This is a genomic window from Ochrobactrum sp. PL_is501 (assembly GCF_055816895.1).
The window spans coordinates 154,320-173,569 of record NZ_JBVPGR010000040.1 but is presented as its reverse complement, the minus strand read 5'-3'; the positions used below and the strand labels follow the sequence as shown (position 1 = coordinate 173,569).

Below are 19,250 nucleotides of genomic sequence, written 5' to 3'. Positions count from 1 at the left end.
TTGGTTATGTTGTGCCAAATTGAATCAGCAGGTTTTGCTTCGCCTATGACCGATATTCCCGTCGAAAAACTGACCGAGCTTGAAGCCGTTTCCGAACTGGAGCGGCTGGCGCGTGAAATCGCTCACCATGATGCGCTTTATCATGCCGATGACCGACCGGAGATTTCGGATGCCGAATATGATGCGCTGAAGCGGCGCAACGACGCGATCGAAGCGCGCTTTCCGCATCTGGTGCGGGCTGACAGCCCGTCCTTGCGGGTCGGCACTGCGCCGGTTTCCAAATTCGCCCCGGTTGTCCATGCGCGTCCGATGCTTTCGCTTGGCAATGCGTTTTCGGAAGAGGACGTGCGCGATTTTGTCGGCAGCGTTTATCGCTTTCTGGGGCAGTTGCCGGATAATTCCATCGCTTTTACCGCCGAGCCGAAGATCGACGGGCTTTCCATGTCGATCCGTTATGAGAACGGAGTTCTGGTCAGCGGCGCGACGCGCGGTGACGGCACGACTGGCGAGAATGTAACGGCAAATATCCGCACCATCGCCGAGATTCCCAACAGGCTCCCGGCGGGAGCGCCTTCCGTCGTGGAAGTACGCGGCGAGGTCTATATGGCCAAAAGCGACTTCCTCGCACTCAACGAGCAGATGGCCGCTGAAGGCAAGCAGACCTATGTGAACCCGCGCAACACGGCAGCAGGTTCGCTGCGCCAGCTCGACGCCAAGGTGACCGCAAGCCGCAAGCTGAAATTCTTCGCCTATGCCTGGGGAGAAATGTCCGAAATGCCCGCCGACACGCAGATGGGCATGGTCGAGACGTTCCGCGAATGGGGTTTTCCGGTCAATCCTTTGACAAAGCGGCTTCACGGCGCGGATGAACTCATTGCGCATTACCGCGCCATCGGCCTTGAGCGAGCCCAGCTCGATTATGATATCGACGGCGTCGTCTACAAGGTTGACCGGCTGGACTTGCAGACGCGGCTTGGCTTTCGTTCGCGCAGCCCGCGTTGGGCTATCGCGCACAAGTTTCCGGCAGAACAGGCCACGACGATCTTGCGGGACATTGACATTCAGGTCGGGCGCACTGGCGCAATGACCCCGGTTGCGCGACTGGAGCCGATTACCGTCGGTGGTGTGGTGGTGACCAACGCAACGCTACACAATGAAGACTACATCAAAGGCATTGGCCTCAAGGGCGAGCGTATCCGCGCGGATGAGCATGATATCCGCATCGGCGATACGGTCATCGTGCAGCGCGCAGGTGACGTTATCCCGCAGATCGTCGATGTTGTGCTGGAGAAGCGCCCGGCCAGTGCCGTGCCGTTCGAGTTTCCGCATGAATGCCCGGTCTGTCACAGCCATGCGGTGCGGGAGGAGGGCGAGGCGGTCTATCGTTGCACCGGCGGCCTGACCTGCGCGGCGCAGGCCGTCGAGCGCATTCGCCATTTCGTGTCGCGCAATGCGTTCGATATTGAAGGCCTTGGCGAAAAGCAGGTCGAGTTCTTCTTCCATGCCGAAGATGACAGCCTGAAGATCAAGTCTCCAGCCGATATTTTCACGCTGCAGAAGCGACAGGCGGGTTCTCTCAAGAAGCTTGAGAACATAGAAGGTTTTGGCGCGACTTCCGTGAAGAAACTTTACGATGCGATCAATGACCGGCGTGAGATTGCCCTGCATCGCTTTCTGTTTGGCCTTGGCATCCGTCATGTGGGGGAGGTGAATGCCAAGCGTTTCGCGCGGGCCTATCTGTCGTATGCCGCGTTTGAAAAAGCTGCTCTGGAAGCCGTTCCGCCGAAAGAAGGTGACCGTACTGACAAAGGCAATGAAGCCTGGCAGGACCTGATTGCGGTTGAGGGTATCGGTTCCATTGTTGCCGAAGCGGTCGTGGATTTTTATGCCGAGCCGCATAACCGGGAAGTGCTTGCGGCTCTTCTCGCGGAGGTGACGCCGCTTGATGAAGAAGCGCGGGTCGCTACCGGTTCGCCGGTCGAAGGCAAGACGGTGGTGTTTACCGGCAGTCTGGAGCGCATGTCGCGCGATGAGGCCAAGGCCATGGCCGAACGTTATGGGGCAAAGACAGCCGGATCGGTGTCGAAGAAGACCGATCTTGTGGTGGCGGGGCCGGGAGCAGGCTCCAAGCTCGCCAAGGCATCGGAGCTGGGCATCGAAGTCATCGATGAAGACGCCTGGTTCAAACTGGTTGGAGAAGAATAATGGCCCCGTTCAACGGTTTTGGCGAGAAAGCGATCCCGTTTCTGAAAGCTCTGGATTTTCACCAGAATCGCGAATGGTTTGTCGAGAACAAGGATATTTTCGAGCAGCAATTGAAGGAGCCGCTTGGCGATCTCGTCGAAGACCTGACGAGCCGGTTTGAAAAGGCCGGTCTGCCCTTCAAGGGCGACCGGGTGAAATCGCAGTTCCGTATCAAGCGTGATACGCGGTTTTCCAAGGACAAGGCTCCCTATAATCGTCATCTGTCCGCATTGCTGTCGCAATCAGGCACGAAATGGGACGAGAGCGGGTGCTTCTATGTCTGCATCGGCTTGCCGGGTGTTCGCGACAGCTACGCCTGTGTGGCGTGGTGGGGGCCGAAGAAAGAACTGCTTCAGGCCATTCGCACATCCATCGTCGAGAAGCCGGAAGAGTTTCGCGCCATGGTCGCGAAGCTCAAGAAAAACGGTTTGAAGATCAGCGATTACGACCGGCTGAAACGGACGCCGCGTGGTTTCGAGGCCGTGACCGACGATGATCTGCTGGAAGCGATTCGCAATCGGCATTTCTCCGTGCGGATGGAAATCGATCCTGAAACGATTACCCGTGCCGATCTGGCTGATCGACTGGTCGATTTCACGCAACGCGCTCGTCCGCTCATCGACTGGATGCATAAAATCGAAAAGACCGTCCCGCAACAATCATGATCCTTCATGAATGCATCAGCCGAATTCATGAGTGATGCGCAAATGCGGCATCCCTATTTAATAGTATGATTTTTTGGGAAGCCATATTCCAACAGGCAACAGAATTTCATAACTACTCTTCATTCGGAGGAGTAAATATTCGTGAACCAGAATTTTCGGCCCGGAAGGGCTTCAGCGCGCGCCGATATCATTGACGGTGTCCGGCGCGGACTTCCGCTTGTGGTTGCCGGGGCGCCTTTTGGCCTGCTGTTTGGCGCACTTGCCGTCGATAACGGATTGTCGCTTGCCGAAGCGGTTTTCATGAGTGCAGTCATCTATGCAGGCGCCAGCCAGATGGTCGGGCTCGATCTTTTCGGCCAGAGCATCGCGCCATGGATGATCGTCATGTCGATCTTCGCGGTCAATTTCCGGCACGTGCTCTATTCGGCGTCCACGGGGCGGCGTATCCGACACTTCAAGCTGTGGCAGAAGGCGCTGGCCTTTTTCGTTTTGGTGGATATCCAGTATGCGGAAGTCGAACAGCGGGCGGAAGCGGGAAAGCCGGTGACTTTCGTCTGGTATATGGCATTAGGGCTGACGTTTTATCTGACATGGGTTCTGGAAGCGCTGATCGGCGGGTTGTTCGGCAATCTCATTAGCGATCCCTATGCCTTCGGCATCGACTTCCTGCTGCCCATCTATTTTCTCGGCATGGTGATGAGTTTTCGCCATCGGCAGAACTGGCTGCCGGTCGTCATCGTCAGCGCGATTTCCGCGGTGGCGGCCTACAAGCTGGTTGGCTCGCCTTGGCACGTAACATTGGGGGCGTTGGGCGGTGTGGTTCTTGCGGCGATTATTGCCAAGCCGCGTGAGGGGGAGGCGTAAATGTCCACTACGATCTGGATTATTCTCGCGGGCGCGTTCTGCACTTATCTCACCCGTATTGGCGGGCATCTGGTCCTGTCACGCTTCAGCCGCGTGCATTATCGGGTGGAAGCGGCGCTTAATGCCGTGCCAGCAGCGGTTCTGACGGCCATTGTGGTCGCGCCCGCTTCGGATCACGGCTGGCGGGAACTGCTGGTGCTCGCGGTTTGCATCGTGCTTTCGCTGCGGTTCAGCTTGATGACCATGTTCTTCGCGGGCGTAGCGCTTCTGATCGCGCTACGCCATTTCACGGCGTAAAGGCATTATCAAAGCGGCGCGGTTGCCGCTTCGAGCCAATGGCGTTCAGCGTCCTTGAGGTGACCTGCCAGTTTCTCGCGCACGCGGGCATGATAGTTGTTCAGCCAGTCGATTTCCTCCTGATTGAGAAGCGATTTGTCGATCAGGCGCCGGTCGATAGGGCAGAATGTCAGCGTCTCGAAACCCATCATCGGAATATCGCCGCCTTCCGGCACTTCCGGTTCGGTGACGATGATGAGGTTTTCGATGCGGATGCCGAAAGAACCCGGCTTGTAATAGCCCGGTTCATTGGAAAGGATCATGCCCGGTAGCAGTTCCTGCGCGCCCTTTTTCGAAATGCTCTGCGGACCTTCATGGACCGACAGGTAGGAGCCGACGCCGTGGCCGGTTCCGTGCGCATAGTCGAAACCATTTTTCCAAAGGGCAATACGCGCCAGAACGTCGATATCCTGCCCGCGTGTGCCTTTCGGGAAGCGGGCGGTCGTGATGGCGATCACGCCTTTCAGTACGAGCGTGAATGCCTTGATCGTCTCTGGCGTTACCTTGCCGATGGGCACGGTGCGCGTGATGTCCGTCGTGCCGTCGCGATATTGTGCGCCGGAATCGACCAGATAAAGCTCGCCGTCTTCAAGCGTTCTGTTGGTGTCGGTATTGACGCGATAATGGATGATCGCGCCATTTGGTCCCGCACCGGAAATTGTATCGAAGGATATGTCTTCCAGCGGCATCTGGAAATCTCGTCCGGCCTCGGCGCGTGATTGTTCCAGTTTCTGCGCTGCGCTGATTTCATCAACCGAGCCGGGCTTCTGCGCGTCGATCCACGACAGGAAATTGACCATCGCCACGCCATCGCGTTCATGGGCTGCGCGTGAGCCGTCAAGCTCTGCCTTGTTCTTGATTGCGCGTGGGATGCGGGCAGGGTCCTTGCCTTCGATCACGCTGCCACCTGCGCTGGTGACAATGAGGCGAAGCTTTTCTGCCGCGAGGATCGGGTCGAGAAGAATGGCTTCATTCCTGGCGGCCCGGGCGCTGAGATGCCCTTCCAGATCGGCAGGTGCCGAGAGCTTGGCAAGCTGGGTCAGATAAGCGCGGGGTTCGATGGCGAGTTTGCGCTCATCGATGAAAAGCTCTGGCTCACCCGTTGCAGGAATTATGGCAAAGCTTAGCGGAAGCGGTGTGTTGGAAACGTCCTTGCCGCGGATATTGAATACCCACGCGACCGAAGATGGATCGGTGAGAACCGTCGCGCTGGCCCCGCTTGCGGCAACGGCGGCCTGCATTTCCTTGATCTTGTCTTCCGCCTCATGGCCTGCGAAACGGGCTGGCTGGATCGTGACTTCCGCCGTCGGCGCTTCCGGCTGATCGTCCCACACGGCATCGACCAGATTGATTTCGACCGGAACCAGTTGGCCCCCTTGCTTTTCAAGCGCTTCGCGCAAGCTGCGCGCTTCGGAAATGGTATGGAGCCAGGGATCGAAGCCGATGATGAGGCCCTTGCCGTTGTCCGCCAGCCAGGAAGCGGGCGGGTTGGTTACGAGGCTTTCATAGGAAAAGACTTTTGGGTCTGTCTGGACCCGAACCTGCAATTCATAGCGTCCGTCCACGAAAACATAGGCGCTGTTCTTGAGGATGAGCGCCGCGCCTGCCGATCCAGTGAAGCCGGTCAGCCAGGCAAGACGCTGCGCATGGGGCGGAACATATTCGCCCTGATGCTCGTCGGCGCGAGGAACCAGAAAACCGTCGAGACCAAGCTCGGCCATTTTTGCGCGCAGTTTTGCAACGCGCGGGCCACCATTGGCCGGATTTGTGGTGACGTCGAAACTCTGAAAAGCCATTGTGTAACTCGCTCAAAACAGGAATGCGCCGTGGTTTATGTGGCCTGTTATTTCAGGTGAATCGCCACCCAGCCTTCGCGATGCAGCGTTTTCTGGTGGGTCAGTCCCTGTGCCTGATAGGCAGCGAGCACCGCATCGTGCTGGCTGTCAAGTATTCCAGAAAGAATGATGGAACCGCCCGAAGCCAGATGTTGCTTGAGGGAGGGCGCAAGCTCAATCAGCGGATTGGCCAGAATGTTGGCGACGATCAGGTCGAATGGCGAATAGGAACGGAAGATCGCGTGACCGAAGCCTTCCGCCGTTGCCGTCACGATATGCTCCGCCACGCCGTTCTTGGCGGCATTTTCTGCGGCGACGGTGACGGCGACAGGATCGATATCAGTCGCCAACACCGGAATGGGAGCGAGCTTGGCGATGGCAATGGCGAGAACGGCGCTGCCGGTGCCGAGGTCAAGCGCGTTGGTCGGATGTTCGCTGGTGACGGTTTCCTCGATCAGTTCGAGGCATCCCGCCGTCGTTCCGTGGTGGCCGGTGCCGAAAGCAAGGCCCGCATCGATTTCGATGGGGATGTCGCCCGCCTCAATCTTGTCGCGGTCGTGCGAGCCATGGACGAAGAAATGTCCGGCCCGCACCGGCTTCAGGCCTTCGAGAGAGTGTGTGACCCAGTCGATATCAGGCAGTTCCTCCGTGGCGAAAAGACCCGGTCCAACAAGCCCGTCGATCCGCGTGGCGAGCTCTTCGGCGTCATCCTCGACATAGACAGAGACCTCGAAAATCTGGCGGTCTTCATCAATCTCGGTAATTGCGATGGGGAAGCCGTCTTCCTCGAAAGCCTGTTCGAGAATGTTGTAGACGCGCTCGGCTTCCGCCTTATCCGCCGAAAAGAAAAGTCGTGACTGGGCCATGAAGTAAAAAGCTCTCTGCTGGAAACGTTCTTGAGCTTCTCCTTAGCTCTTTGCAGCGCCTTTGGCCAGATTCTTCAACTTTTCCAGAGCCGTATCCGGGTTTTCCTGATAGGCGATTGTGCTGCGGAAGCGGCCTCCCTTGTCGAGCAGGAATACCGATGCAGTATGATCCATCGTATATTCGCCATCCTCGCCCGGAACCTTCTTGGCGTAGACATGGTAGGACTTGACTACATCGGCGATATTCTGCGGCGTGCCAGTGACGCCGATAATGCGGTCGGAAACATTGCCGACATAGGTCTTCATGACCTCCTGCGTGTCACGCTCCGGGTCGACGGTGATGAAATAAGCCTTGATATCCCCGGCTTCCGGTCCAAGCTGCTTCAGCCAGCCATCCAGCTCATAGAGCGTGGTGGGGCAGACATCCGGGCAGTGAGTGAACCCGAAGAAGATAGCCGCCGGCGCGGCGCGCAGGTCGTTCTCTGTGAAAGGCTTTCCGTCCATGGTGACAAGGTTGAGCGGACCGCCAAACGGTTCTTTCGCCGCCTGCTTGTCGCGGAAAAGATTGAGCCCCGCCGCGCCGACAATGACGACGATAAAGGCGATGATGAAGATGGGCAGGAATTTTTTCATGTCCAGTCAGCCTTGAATTTCCGAACGCGCCTTGTTGCGCCGCTCAACAACCTATCTTTTCTTTATGCATTGCAGAACCGTCGATATAGCCGCATCCTGCCATCATGAAGAGTTGGCGGCAGTGTACGGTCATTTGCCCAGTTTTCAATAATTTCTGAAACTTTTGACTATTTGTCGCGTAGCAACGGAAATCAGACTGGCAGAATGTCGCCTTGTCTTTCGCGGGTGTCAGAACTGATATATGCCTGTCATAAAATGGCAGCGGCACAAGTCGTTATTTTGAGGATTTGGTTGTTTTTTGCGGTGCTTCGGGTGAATTTTCATGACATCGTCGGATGATCTTCGTTTCCAGAACAGCGAACCCCGCATACATTCCACGGCTCAGTTGAAGTCCGTCAAGCTGGGGCGGTATGCGGATATCGGTGAACGCGTGATTCTGCGTGAGGTCACGGTCGGTGATTTCACCTATTTCGAGCGGAACGGCGAGGGGATTTATGCGCAGATCGGCAAATTCTGTTCCATTGCCGCGAATGTTCGCATCAACGCGCTTGAACACCCGATGGAGCGGCTGACGACGCATAAGGTCAGCTACCGGCCAAATGAATATTTTCGTTATCTTGGCGTCGATGGTGAGTTCCGCGCAAGGCGTCAGGAGCGACGCGTGATCATCGGCAATGATGTATGGATCGGCCACGGTGCAGTCATTACACCGGGCATCCAGATTGGCCATGGCGCTGTGATTGGCGCGAATGCGGTGGTAACGAAGGATGTGCCACCTTATCATGTGGTCGGTGGTGTTCCCGCCCATTTTATCCGCAAAAGGTTCGACAATGCAGTCATAAACCGGCTGCTTGCACTGGAATGGTGGAACTGGCCGGTGGAAAAGCTCTATGAAGCGGTGCCGGACATTCAGACGCTTGAAATCGAAGCTTTTCTCGAAAAGTGGGGCGGCTGAATTCCCGCCCTTGCAAAGCCGTAATTGTTCACCCACCTTCGTGCCACAACAGTTCTGGAGGCTGGATGATGGTCGTACTGAAGCGTTTTGCCGGATTGATGCTTGCTCCCATGATGATCGTTGCTGCTTCGGCGGCTCCCGCCGAGGAAGTCGGCAAGGTCGGCGTCGACTGGCTTGGAAACGATATCGTCATTGATGCGGTGCAGGACCCGAAAGTGCAGGGCGTAACCTGCCATCTGGCGTCGTTTTCGCGCGGCATGATCGACCGGCTGCAAAAGGGCAATTGGTTTGAGGACCCGTCCAATGCTTCGATTTCGTGCGAACAGACAGGGCCGATCACCATCGGTGACATCGATCTGGGCAAGGGCGGAGAGCGGGTTTTTTCCGAACGCACCAGTCTGATCTGGAAGAAGCTTGTCATCACGCGCATTTACGACAAGACAAACAATACGCTGCTTTATCTCGCCCATGCGACACAGGTTCAGGACGGTTCCGCGAAGACGTCGCTTTCAACCGTGCCGCTTTACAAGGGTGATGTCACGTGGGCAAAAGGCAAGCCGGAATAGTCCGGCTTGCCCAATCTCTGATCAAGATGGAATTTAGATCGGCTGGACGAAACTATCGAGAACGCGCTTCTGTCCGGCCTTGTCGAAATCGATAGTCAGCTTGTTGCCGTCGATAAGCGAGATCGTTCCATTGCCGAACTTGATATGGAACACGCGGTCGCCAAGCTTGAAGGCCGATGGCTTGTCAGCCACTGACTTGGCCACCAGTTCCCCGTCTATCGTGCGGCCCTTCACAGAACCGCGCCCGGCACCGAAACCGGAGTCTGTCTCGCCATAGCCGATCCGCTCGACGCGGCTGCCGGAGCGTGAGCCCCAGTTGTTGCGTGTGGCATCGGAACGGTTCTGCTGCGCGCGCTGCCAGCCGGGGGTCGAATAGGAGTTCTGGAACGGATCGGCCTTGTCGAAGCGGGACTGTCCATAGCCACCGCCATAACCGCCGTAATTACCTTCCAGTTCGGCCACTTCCACATGCGCTTCCGGCAGTTCCTCCAGAAAACGGGAGGGGATGGTCGATTGCCACATGCCATGGATGCGCCGGTTGGAAACGAACCAGATATGCAGGTTCTTCTTGGCGCGCGTCACGCCGACATAGGCAAGGCGGCGCTCTTCCTCAAGGCCCGAACGTCCGCCTTCATCGAGCGCGCGCTGGTGCGGAAACAGGCCTTCTTCCCAGCCGGGAAGGAAGACCGTTTCAAACTCCAAGCCCTTGGCAGAATGCAGCGTCATGATGTTTACGGCATCCAGATCCTCGTTCTGTTCGGCATCCATGACAAGGGCGACGTGTTCCAGGAAACCGCGCAGGCTTTCATATTCCTCCATGGAACGGATGAGTTCCTTGAGGTTTTCAAGCCGGCCCGGTGCTTCCGCCGATTTGTCGTTCTGCCACATGGCCGTATAGCCGGATTCATCCAGAATGGTTTCGGCCAGCTCCGTATGCGGCGTGTTGTCGATAATCGACTGCCAGCGCAGGAAATTCTCCACCACTTCGCGCAGCGCGGAGCGAGGCTTCGGCTTCAGTTCCTCGGTTTCGATGAGGTCGCAGGCGGCGGCGAACATGGAAATATCGCGTGCGCGAGCATAATCATGCACCTGCCGGATAGCGGCTTCGCCCAGACCGCGCTTCGGCGTGTTGATGATGCGCTCCAACGCCAGATCGTCGGCCGGTTGCGCGACGACGCGCAAATAGGCCATCGCATCGCGGATTTCGAGGCGTTCATAGAAGCGCGGACCGCCAATGACGCGGTAATTGAGGCCAAGCGTGACGAAACGGTCTTCGAACTCGCGCATCTGGAAGGAGGCGCGAACGAGGATCGCCATGTTGTTGAGGAGATGCCCCTGACGCTGGGCCTGTTCGATGGCTTCGCCGACAGCACGGGCTTCCTCCTCGGAATCCCATGCAGCGTGAACTTTTACCTTCGGATCGTTGGGATTGGGCGCCTCGGTAAACAGCGTTTTGCCAAGGCGGCCCTCATTGTGCGCGATCAGGTGCGCTGCAGCGCCGAGGATATGGGCCGTGGAGCGGTAGTTGCGCTCCAGCTTGATGACGACTGCGCCGGGAAAATCCTTCTCGAAGCGAAGGATGTTATCCACTTCCGCTCCGCGCCAGCCGTAGATCGACTGGTCGTCATCGCCGACGCAGCACAGATTGACTTTGTTTTCGCTCACGCCGAGTTCGCTGCGCTCACCGGCTCCGCGGGGGCCTTCGGACGCCTTAGCGGGCTGTATGGGCGCATTTCCGCCTTGGGTGGTATCAGGTGCGGTGTTTCTTGGCCGCGGCCTTTGTGCCAGCAGGCGCAGCCAGAGATATTGCGCCGTGTTGGTATCCTGATATTCGTCCACCAGAATGTAGCGGAACTTCGCGTGATATTCGCGCAGGATATCGGGATGGTTGCGGAAGATACGGATCGGGTGCAGCAGAAGATCGCCGAAATCGCAGGCGTTCAATGTGCGCAGGCGTTCCTGATAGGCCTGATACAGTTCACGCCCCCGACCATTGCCGAATGAGCGCGCGTCACCTTCGGGAATATCCGATGGCCCGAATCCCTTGTTCTTCCACCCGTCGATCATATTGGCGAAGGTGCGGGCAGGCCACCGCTTGTCATCCAGCCCTTCGGCCTGGATGAGCTGCTTGATGAGCCGGATCACATCGTCGGTGTCGAGGATCGTGAAATCCGATGTCAGATTTGCCAGTTCCGCATGGCGCCGCAAAAGCTTGACACCGATCGAGTGGAACGTGCCGAGCCACGGCATGCCTTCCACTGCACCGCCGACCAGATGACCGATACGCTCCTTCATTTCACGCGCGGCCTTGTTGGTGAAGGTCACGGCGAGAATCTGGCTTGGATAGGCAAGGCCGGTGGACAGAATGTGCGCGATACGCGTGGTGAGCACGCGTGTCTTGCCCGTGCCCGCACCTGCCAGCACCAGCACCGGGCCCTCTGTCGTTAGCACGGCCTGACGCTGTTCCGGGTTCAGCCCTTTCAGGTAATCGGGTTCGCCACGCTGCTGGTTGCGTGCAGCCATGGCACGTGCAGCAATGCTGCCGGGAGCAGGCGCGCGGCTTGCCGGAGCGTCGTCATCGCCGAAAAACGGCATATCGTCGGGAAAGTCAGACATTTGACCCGAATGTAATGATTCGTGGCTGAAAGACCAGCGAAAGGGTTAAAATATTCGACTACTCCAAGTGAGTAACGCGACGATCCGTAAAGTTCAGGCGATGCGAGGCCAACGCTTCAACCAGTCCGCGCAGTTCGGGTTCGCGCTGCAACAGATCATCCAGTTCCGTCATCTGGTTCATGGCGATCAGCCGCAGAATATCGTCCCGGATGGTCCCGTCAGCGCGCCGGGGCAGATGGGCAACCGGCTGGATCAGCTCAACCTTCTGCCCTTTCAATCTGGCACGCAGGCTCTTTTCGTCGGCATTCAGGGTTTCCACGAAAGCATAGATGCCAACGCCCTTGGCGGGCAGCGAATAGAGCGCAAGCGCCACATCGCTCACACGCGGATCGGATTTGAGTGCTGCCTGAATTGCAGGCCCTTCATTGTCGATCCTGTCGCCCGTACCTTCACCGTCCGACCAGCTGAAAATGCCACGGGTGATGAAGTTGTAGACTTTCTTGCCTGTCGCCAGCCAGATGCGTGACGGCAGGGAACGGCGCGCCAGAATACGTTTTTCCGTCGGCGTCATCCGGTCCTTTGCAAAGGCGCGCTTCTGCTTGAGCAGATGACGGAAGTCTTCATATGCCATCAGGCGATAGAGCGCGCCGCGACGACGATGAACGCTCGCCAGCTGGAAATCGATCACCGCCGCTTCGCCTTCAGGCGTCATCAGCCAGTTCTGCGGCTTGGCGAGATCGTTATGCGTCACACCGAGGCGACGCATGTCGCGGAGGATGCGATGCGCGGTGCGATACCATTTCGGATCGGACGGGCGTGCAAGGTGCAGCGGCGTTCCCTCCGTCCAGGATCGATAAAGCCCGTCCTTGTCAGTGGCGAGGAGCTGCGGGACGCCTTCGATGCCGCGCACGGTCTTGAGACCGCGAATTTCGCGCCGTGCCAGTATCCAGGCGAGCGGCCTCGACCACCACGGAGCAGCGCTCACGACGCGACGGATAATGCGGGTATCGGGATCGCCTGCGAAATAGCCGGCATGCGTTTCGGAAAACACGTCGCGCTTGAATACGGCGGTTTCCACAAATTCCGGTATTTGGTCGCCTTTCAGAGGCACATCTATATTGGGGTTCTGAACCATAAGGCTCCACTAGCCGCTTGCGTCCGATCAATCAAGTTTGATGGCGGACAACCCTTATTGCAATCCCGTGATCGAAAGCGCACAAGGAACACACAAATTTCGTGCAGCTCATCAGGGAAAAGCAGAAAATGGCGCAAAGCGACGATAGCAAGCAGGCAATCGGGCAAATCATCCGACAGGAGCAGGCGCTGATTTTTCCGTCGTTTGACGAGAATGAAGCATTCGCGCTGGGCGCGCGCATTCGCGATATCGCCGTGAAGGAAAAGCTCGGCATCGCCATTGAAATTTCCCTGTGGGACCGGCAATTGTTTTATGCGACGACTGCTGGCAGCACTGTGGATAATCAGGAATGGTTGCGCCGCAAGTTCAATGTCGTGCGCCGCTTTCACGCTTCGACCTATCGCCTTGTTCTGGAACAGAATCGCGATGATCGCATGTTCGCGCCCCATAAAGCATTGAATGTGGAAGATTACGCGCTGGCGGGCGGCGGATTTCCAATCCGCGTCGGCGGAGCGGGCGTGATCGGCGCCGTTATTGTGTCCGGCCTGCCGCAGCGCGAGGACCATAATCTGGTTGTCCGGGCTGTCGCCGAACACCTTGGACAAGACCCTGTCGCATTGGCGCTGCCTGCCGTTTGAATAAGAATTTCGGAGAATGAACGATGTCGCTTGAAAATGTTGTTGCGCTCGCCCGCAATGAGAACGGTATTGCAGCAGCGGTAAATATTCTCAAGCAGCGTTTCGGTGAACGTGCGCAAACCGGTCAGGCTATCCGCGAGCAGCACGGTCACACGACCACCTATGTGCCGACGCAGGCGCCCGACATCGTCATCTTCGCCGAGACCGCGCAGGAAGTGCAGGATGTCGTCCGCATTTGTGCCGAGCACCGTGTTCCGGTTATCGCCTTTGGCGCGGGATCGTCGCTCGAAGGGCAGGTGAACGCGCCCGCTGGCGGCGTGTCTCTTGATCTCACGCGCATGAACAGGGTGATTGCCGTGCATGCGGAAGATCTCGATTGCGTGGTGGAGCCAGGCGTTACGCGTCGGGAACTGAATGAATATCTGCGCGATACCGGGCTGTTTTTCCCTATCGATCCGGGCGCCAATGCAACGCTGGGCGGCATGGCTTCCACGCGTGCCTCCGGTACGAATGCGGTGCGCTATGGGACCATGCGCGAAAACGTGCTGGCGTTGAAAGCCGTGATGCCGGACGGACGCCTGATCGAGACCTCCAAGCGCGTGAAGAAGACGGCTGCGGGCTACGATCTCACGAGACTGCTGGTTGGGGCAGAGGGAACGCTTGGCATCATCACCGAACTGACATTGAAATTGCAGGGAATCCCGCAGGCGATTTCCGGCGGTATCTGTCCTTTCCCGGATGTGGATTCGGCGTGCCGAACGGTGATCGAAACAATCCAGATGGGCATTCCCGTTGCACGCATCGAGCTTGTGAACACGCTTCAGATGCAGGCGCTGATCCTCCATTCCAAACTGCCTTACGAGGCGCAACCCTATCTGTTCGTGGAATTCCACGGCACGGAAAGCGGCGTTGCCGAGCAGGCGGAACTGTTCGGGGAAATCACCGCGGGCAATGGCGGCGGCGATTTCCGGTGGACGCATGATGCAGAGGAGCGCGACAGGCTCTGGCGCGCGCGTCACGACGCCTATCTTGCATCCTTCCTGCTGAGGCCGGGCTGCAAGGGCGTTTCGACCGATGTATGTGTGCCGATTTCGCGCCTTGCCGACTGCATCGGCGAGACGGAAAAGGACCTTGCCGAGGCCGGTCTTATTGCACCGATCGTCGGGCATGTGGGGGATGGTAATTTCCATCTTCTTTTGCTGCTCGATACGGACGATGCGTCGGAAATGGAGCGGGCGGAAGCCTTCATGGATCGGCTCGCCAAGCGCGCCATTGCAATGGAGGGCACCTGCACCGGCGAGCACGGCATCGGGCAGGGCAAGATGAAGTATCTTGTCATGGAGCTTGGCGAGGCGACGGACTACATGCGCGCCATCAAAAAAGCGCTCGATCCCGACAACATCATGAACCCCAGCAAAATACTGATTTCGTGATTCAAATCAGCCGCTTGGGAGGCTTTGCCGAGAGTTTGATTCAGGCAGGCGTGCATATCGGCGTGGCCGGGATGCAATTTGCCTTGTTGTCGCCGGATCGATGCCGTTATGTTGCGCAGATAAAGACAGCGTGATTCACCCTTTGTTTCACGCTAACTTGCAATCTGTTTGATCGGAGCTGGTTCTTGGGCCGCATATTCGTCATCGTCGGCGGGCTTTTCGTGCTGCTGTTGACGGCAGCACTTGTCGTGCCGCCTTTTGTTGACTGGAGCGGCTATCGAGCCGATTTCGAACGGGAGGCTAGCCGGGTTCTTGGACGTCCCGTCAAGGTCGCCGGTGACGTTAGCGCACGCCTTCTGCCGTTTCCCTCGGTTGCATTCTCGGACGTGCGTGTCGGGGCTGATGCGGCTCATCCGGTGATGACCGTCGATACGTTTTCGATGGATGCCGAGCTGATGCCGTTCCTGCGCGGCCAGCTTCTGATTTTCGATATGCGAGTTGATCGTCCGAAGGCGACGATTTCGCTCGACAAAAGCGGTAAGGTGGATTGGGCAATTCGTCCGTCGACACCGCTCGATCCAACGAAAATCAAGCTGGAGCGGCTTTCCGTCAAGGATGGAACCATTGCGCTCCGTGAAGAGGCAAGCGGCCGCACTCACACTGCCACCGAACTCAACGCCGTGATCTCCGCAAACAGTCTTGCAGGCCCTTGGCAGGCAAATGGAAGTCTCGTTCTGCAAGGCGAAAAACTGGCAATCGACCTTTCGAGCGGCGAGGCGAAGCCGGACGGGGCGCTGCGCCTGCGCGCGCGCATTTCGCCGGAGACAATCCCGGCCTCGTTTGAGACCGATGGCGATGTGAGCGTGACGGAAGGTCGGCTCGATTATGCTGGTGACTTTTCGCTCCGCTCTTCCGACGTGGTTGCCAGAACAGGCAAGGATCAGAAAGCCCCGGCGGAAACGCCCTTTTTCAGCGGCCTTCGTGTGACCGGAAAATTCAAGGCGGATCGCAGCCGCTTCGATGCCAGCGAATTCCGCATGGAGCAGGGCCCCACTGACAATCCTTATGTGGTGAATGGTAAGGCATTCATCGATTACGGCGACAAGCCGCGTTTCGAAATCAGCGCCGACGGGCAGCAGCTGTTCTGGGGACCGAACGAAGCCGTCAGTGAAGATCAAGCCGCTTCTGCCATGCCGGTAGCCGACCGTATTGCAATCGCGCAGAGGGTTCTCGAGCAGCTGCCCATTCCAACCATACCCGGCAATGTGGATTTGCGCCTGCCAGCGGTTATTGCGGGCGGAACAACGATACGCTCGGTGACGGTGAGTGCGGAACCTGATGGAAAGAACTGGAATATTCGTCAGTTTGCTGCCGACCTTCCGGGGCGGACCAAAGTTGAAGCCAAAGGGACGCTTTCTGTTGGCAAGGATTTTGGTTTCAAGGGCGATATGCTTGTGGCCTCGCGCCAACCTTCGGGCCTTGCAAGCTGGCTCAACGAGACTGTTGATGATTCCGTGCGCAAGTTGGACGGCGCGGGCTTCTCCGGACAGGTCGAGCTTCGCGACGGGATGCAGCGGATCGATAATCTCGAAATCGCCTTGGGGAAGACAACGCTCAAAGGCTCTTTCGTTCGCGAAGTGAAGGGGCTAGCACAGCCTGCGATCACGCTCGCCCTCAATGGCGGCACGGTGGAAAGCGAAGCGCTGCAAGCCTTTACAGGGTTTTTCTCCAGCGATGACGGCCTCGGTCTGCTTGATGGTCAGTCGCTGAACCTGGCATTCAAGGCGGGGCCAGTCTGGTATCAGGACATGGAGGCTGGCAATGTCGACATGGCGCTCAGGCTGCATGACGGACGCTTCGATTTCGACCGGCTGATGATTGGTGATGTGGCGAGTACGACACTGACTGCAACCGGCACTTACGAGCCTTTTGCCAATACGCCGTCCGGTTCGCTCGACGCGACCATTCTGTCTGCTGACCTTTCGCGGTTCCTCTCGGTGATGGCCAATCGCTATCCGCAACTGCCGCTATTCCACGCACTTTCGATGCGTGCAGCCAATTTCCCCGGATTGTTCGAAGATAGCGAAATTAATGTAATCGCCAACGCGGTTTCGCCTTCCGTGCCAGTGGCCAAGGGGTCTGCAAAAAATCCTGCATCCAAGGGCAAGAGCGACCGTCCCGCCGAGGCGAAAGTCAAAAATCCTCCCGGTGTCGGCGAATTTTCATTCAGCGTGACGGGCAAAACAGGCGGGATGAAGCTGGACCTGTCGGGGACGGCGAGCGGTGGCGAAGGTGAGAGCGAACCACTACAGATGCAATTGAACGGTACCGCGACATCGGAACAAGGCGAAGCGGTGCTTGCATTGATTGGTTTACCTGCCCTGCCGCTGGGGCTTGCGGGTGAACTTACGGCAGATCTGAGCATGCAAGGCGCACCGAGCGCAGGTATGCGGACACTCCTCAAACTGACGGCGCCTGACGGTTCAGCCATGGCTGACGGTGTGATTTCGCTGGTTGGCGGGGACATTGCCGCCAGCGGCAAGGTTCAACTGAGGTCGGCTGATCTGCAACCTTTTATCGCGACGGCAGGTTTTGCGCTGCCTGGATTTGGCGAGGGGCTTTCGGCGGACCTTGCCAGCGACTTCCAGTTTGCGAAAGGTATCTTGCGGTTTCCCAATCTGGCAGGAAAGCTTGACGGAGAAGAGGTGTCGGCGCGACTGGAAGCTAATTTTGCCGATAGCGGTCTGCCGCAGCTCAAAGGCGAAGCAAAGCTCGCCACGCTTGAGGTCGACAGTCTTGCCGCGATCATGCTCGGACAGGATGCATTCGAGCCGTCAAAGCCCACCGCAAAGACGATCTGGCCGCGTGGTGCATTTGCGGTTCGTTCGTCCCTGCCATTGCTGCTGGATGTGAAGCTCAACGTTGCCCAGGCGCATATGGACGGTTTCGGGACTGCAACGGATTTTTCAACACGGCTCGTGAAGACCATGGACGGCCTTCAGTTGAACGAACTGACGGGCAATTGGGCAGGCGGGTATCTCGTCGGCAATGTCTCTTTGAGCAACAGCGACAAGAATGCGCTTCTCTCGACAGAATTGAAGTGGAGCGGCGCTGACCTTAAGGATTTTTATCGACCGGAGAACGGCGTTGTTCCGCTTGGTGGTGTCGTAAAGGCCACCGTCAATCTGAATGGCAGTGGCGAGAGCGTTGCCACGCTGGTCGGATCGCTGGCAGGAACCGCAAGTTTCGACGTGGAGAATTTTGTCGTCAATGGCCTGGACGGAACGGCATTGCCCCCCATGATCGCGGCAGCTGATGCGACGGGCGATCAGTCCTCTGATCCTGACAAGCTCGCTTCCAGGCAATTTGTCGGTATTGCCGACAGGGCCACAGGGCAGGGTACGTTCGCGCCGGGTAATTCACGATTTGACTTTACAGTCAGTGGCGGTGTCGCGCGTATGGCAGCAGCCAATCTGAGCGATGGCAATGCAGCGCTTCTCAGCGATCTGCAATTCGACCTGTCGACGCTCGCAATCGGCGGAAACGGTACATTGACGTTCAAAAGCGATGAGGGCGCCGAAACCGGCATCGCACCGCAGCTGGCCTTTTCCCTCGGTGGCACCTATAGCGCGCCGGAGGCGACATTCGACAAGCAGCCCCTGATCCAGTTCCTGACCCAGCGTGCGCTTGAACGCGAGCAGGAGCGTGTTGAATCCATGCAGGCCAGCCTTATGGAGAAGCAGCGTCTTCGCCGCCAGCTCGGGCTTTTTGAGGCAAACCAAGCGGAACGCGACCGCTTGCAGCGCGAGGAAGAGGCAAGGCGCCGCTCTGAAGCAAAGGGGCGTGAAGTGGCTCGGCAGGCAGCCGAGGAAGCGAAACAACTTGAGGCGCAGAAGCCGCAAGCCGCTCCCGCGGGAGGGACGAATGCTCCCCTCACATCGCCTGAGGGTGGACAATCTCTGAACGAATTTCTGAAAAGTCTGGAGCCAGCACCGGTTGCTCCGGCACCTCAGCCTTGAGCTATTCTGGATTTCAGCCAGTCGAGGACATGAAGTCTGAGTGCGGAAGACAGGTTGATCGACCTGTCACGGCTGCTATCGATTTCGGCAATCAAGGCTGCAACAGAAAGCTTCCGGGTGGCTGCAATTTGCTCGATCAACTCAAAGAAGGGGTCTTCAAGCGTATAGCTGGTCGCGTGGCCGCGAATGCTGACGGAATGCTTGCGTAGACGTCCTGACGGGTTCACTTCGTTTCGTCCGGCGTGTCGCTTTTTTCCAGACGGTTCTGATCCAGAAAACGCTGCGCTTTTGTCATCTCTGCCTGTGCGAAACTCTTTTCAGATTTCGTACGGCCGAAAAGAACGCGGTTCTGGTCGGCCTGCTTCTCTTTTTCAGCGCGGGCTTTCTGCTTTTTGAACTGCCGTAGGTTGACAATATCGCTCATGGAACCATGCGGAGACGTTGA

Annotated in this window: 16 protein-coding genes; 9 read left to right on the top strand and 7 right to left on the bottom strand. The window is 57.7% G+C overall.

Annotated elements, in window-relative coordinates; genetic code table 11:
* Nucleotides 1-45: 45 nt before the first annotated feature.
* The 4 genes from ligA (at nt 46) to AC0TOF_RS20345 (ending at nt 4,070) form a co-directional block, all read left to right on the top strand.
* On the top strand, nt 46-2,205 hold the full coding sequence (gene ligA, locus AC0TOF_RS20360; protein ID WP_473769599.1) for an NAD-dependent DNA ligase LigA: 2,160 nt from the start codon (nt 46-48) through the stop codon (nt 2,203-2,205).
* On the top strand, nt 2,205-2,909 hold the full coding sequence (locus AC0TOF_RS20355; RefSeq protein ID WP_122000428.1) for a TIGR02453 family protein: 705 nt from the start codon (nt 2,205-2,207) through the stop codon (nt 2,907-2,909). Before ligA ends, AC0TOF_RS20355 begins: the two co-directional genes overlap by 1 nt.
* A 141-nt stretch (nt 2,910-3,050) precedes the next feature.
* Nucleotides 3,051-3,773, top strand: coding sequence for an AzlC family ABC transporter permease (locus AC0TOF_RS20350; RefSeq protein WP_122000429.1), 723 nt, complete (start codon nt 3,051-3,053; stop codon nt 3,771-3,773).
* Entirely contained in the window at nt 3,774-4,070 is a 297-nt protein-coding gene (locus tag AC0TOF_RS20345; RefSeq protein WP_473769598.1) for an AzlD family protein, read from the top strand.
* Nucleotides 4,071-4,078: 8 nt separating this feature from the next.
* On the opposite strand, the gene AC0TOF_RS20340 is transcribed toward AC0TOF_RS20345, so the two are convergent.
* The 3 genes from AC0TOF_RS20340 to AC0TOF_RS20330 are packed head-to-tail and all read right to left on the bottom strand — an operon-like array spanning nt 4,079 to nt 7,443.
* Nucleotides 4,079-5,905, bottom strand: a complete 1,827-nt coding sequence (locus AC0TOF_RS20340; protein WP_473769597.1) for an aminopeptidase P family protein — start codon at nt 5,903-5,905, stop codon at nt 4,079-4,081.
* 47 nt (nt 5,906-5,952) lie between these two features.
* The gene (locus tag AC0TOF_RS20335; RefSeq protein WP_473769596.1) at nt 5,953-6,810 is read right to left on the bottom strand and encodes a 50S ribosomal protein L11 methyltransferase; all 858 of its coding nucleotides are present in this window, start codon (nt 6,808-6,810) and stop codon (nt 5,953-5,955) included.
* Between the two features lie 42 nt (nt 6,811-6,852).
* Nucleotides 6,853-7,443 carry an SCO family protein gene (locus AC0TOF_RS20330; protein WP_122000432.1) on the bottom strand — a complete coding sequence of 197 codons (591 nt, stop codon included), beginning with the start codon at nt 7,441-7,443 and terminating at the stop codon, nt 6,853-6,855.
* A gap of 322 nt (nt 7,444-7,765) precedes the next feature.
* Between AC0TOF_RS20330 and AC0TOF_RS20325 the strand changes: the two genes are divergently transcribed.
* Nucleotides 7,766-8,398 carry a DapH/DapD/GlmU-related protein gene (locus AC0TOF_RS20325; protein ID WP_473769595.1) on the top strand — a complete coding sequence of 211 codons (633 nt, stop codon included), beginning with the start codon at nt 7,766-7,768 and terminating at the stop codon, nt 8,396-8,398.
* Between the two features lie 68 nt (nt 8,399-8,466).
* On the top strand, nt 8,467-8,964 hold the full coding sequence (locus AC0TOF_RS20320; RefSeq protein ID WP_122000542.1) for a CreA family protein: 498 nt from the start codon (nt 8,467-8,469) through the stop codon (nt 8,962-8,964).
* A gap of 33 nt (nt 8,965-8,997) precedes the next feature.
* Here the strand turns inward: AC0TOF_RS20320 and AC0TOF_RS20315 are convergent, their stop codons facing one another.
* Nucleotides 8,998-11,580: an ATP-dependent helicase gene (locus AC0TOF_RS20315; protein WP_473769594.1), complete on the bottom strand. Its 2,583-nt coding sequence runs from the start codon at nt 11,578-11,580 to the stop codon at nt 8,998-9,000.
* 58 nt (nt 11,581-11,638) lie between these two features.
* Nucleotides 11,639-12,715 carry a serine/threonine protein kinase gene (locus AC0TOF_RS20310; RefSeq protein WP_122000435.1) on the bottom strand — a complete coding sequence of 359 codons (1,077 nt, stop codon included), beginning with the start codon at nt 12,713-12,715 and terminating at the stop codon, nt 11,639-11,641.
* Between the two features lie 128 nt (nt 12,716-12,843).
* Between AC0TOF_RS20310 and AC0TOF_RS20305 the strand changes: the two genes are divergently transcribed.
* The 3 genes from AC0TOF_RS20305 to AC0TOF_RS20295 all read left to right on the top strand — a co-directional run bounded on the left by AC0TOF_RS20305 (nt 12,844) and on the right by AC0TOF_RS20295 (nt 18,805).
* Nucleotides 12,844-13,353 carry a heme-degrading domain-containing protein gene (locus AC0TOF_RS20305; protein WP_473769838.1) on the top strand — a complete coding sequence of 170 codons (510 nt, stop codon included), beginning with the start codon at nt 12,844-12,846 and terminating at the stop codon, nt 13,351-13,353.
* Between the two features lie 23 nt (nt 13,354-13,376).
* Nucleotides 13,377-14,786, top strand: coding sequence for an FAD-binding oxidoreductase (locus AC0TOF_RS20300; protein ID WP_473769593.1), 1,410 nt, complete (start codon nt 13,377-13,379; stop codon nt 14,784-14,786).
* A gap of 185 nt (nt 14,787-14,971) precedes the next feature.
* Nucleotides 14,972-18,805: an AsmA family protein gene (locus AC0TOF_RS20295; RefSeq protein WP_473769592.1), complete on the top strand. Its 3,834-nt coding sequence runs from the start codon at nt 14,972-14,974 to the stop codon at nt 18,803-18,805.
* Here the strand turns inward: AC0TOF_RS20295 and AC0TOF_RS20290 are convergent.
* Both AC0TOF_RS20290 and AC0TOF_RS20285 read right to left on the bottom strand, forming a co-directional pair.
* Complete coding sequence (locus tag AC0TOF_RS20290) at nt 18,796-19,032, bottom strand: ribbon-helix-helix domain-containing protein (RefSeq protein WP_473769591.1); 237 nt, start codon at nt 19,030-19,032, stop codon at nt 18,796-18,798. The genes AC0TOF_RS20295 and AC0TOF_RS20290 overlap by 10 nt on opposite strands.
* Nucleotides 19,029-19,229 carry a DUF4169 family protein gene (locus AC0TOF_RS20285; RefSeq protein WP_473769590.1) on the bottom strand — a complete coding sequence of 67 codons (201 nt, stop codon included), beginning with the start codon at nt 19,227-19,229 and terminating at the stop codon, nt 19,029-19,031. The genes AC0TOF_RS20290 and AC0TOF_RS20285 overlap by 4 nt, the downstream gene beginning before the upstream one ends.
* Nucleotides 19,230-19,250: the final 21 nt, after the last annotated feature.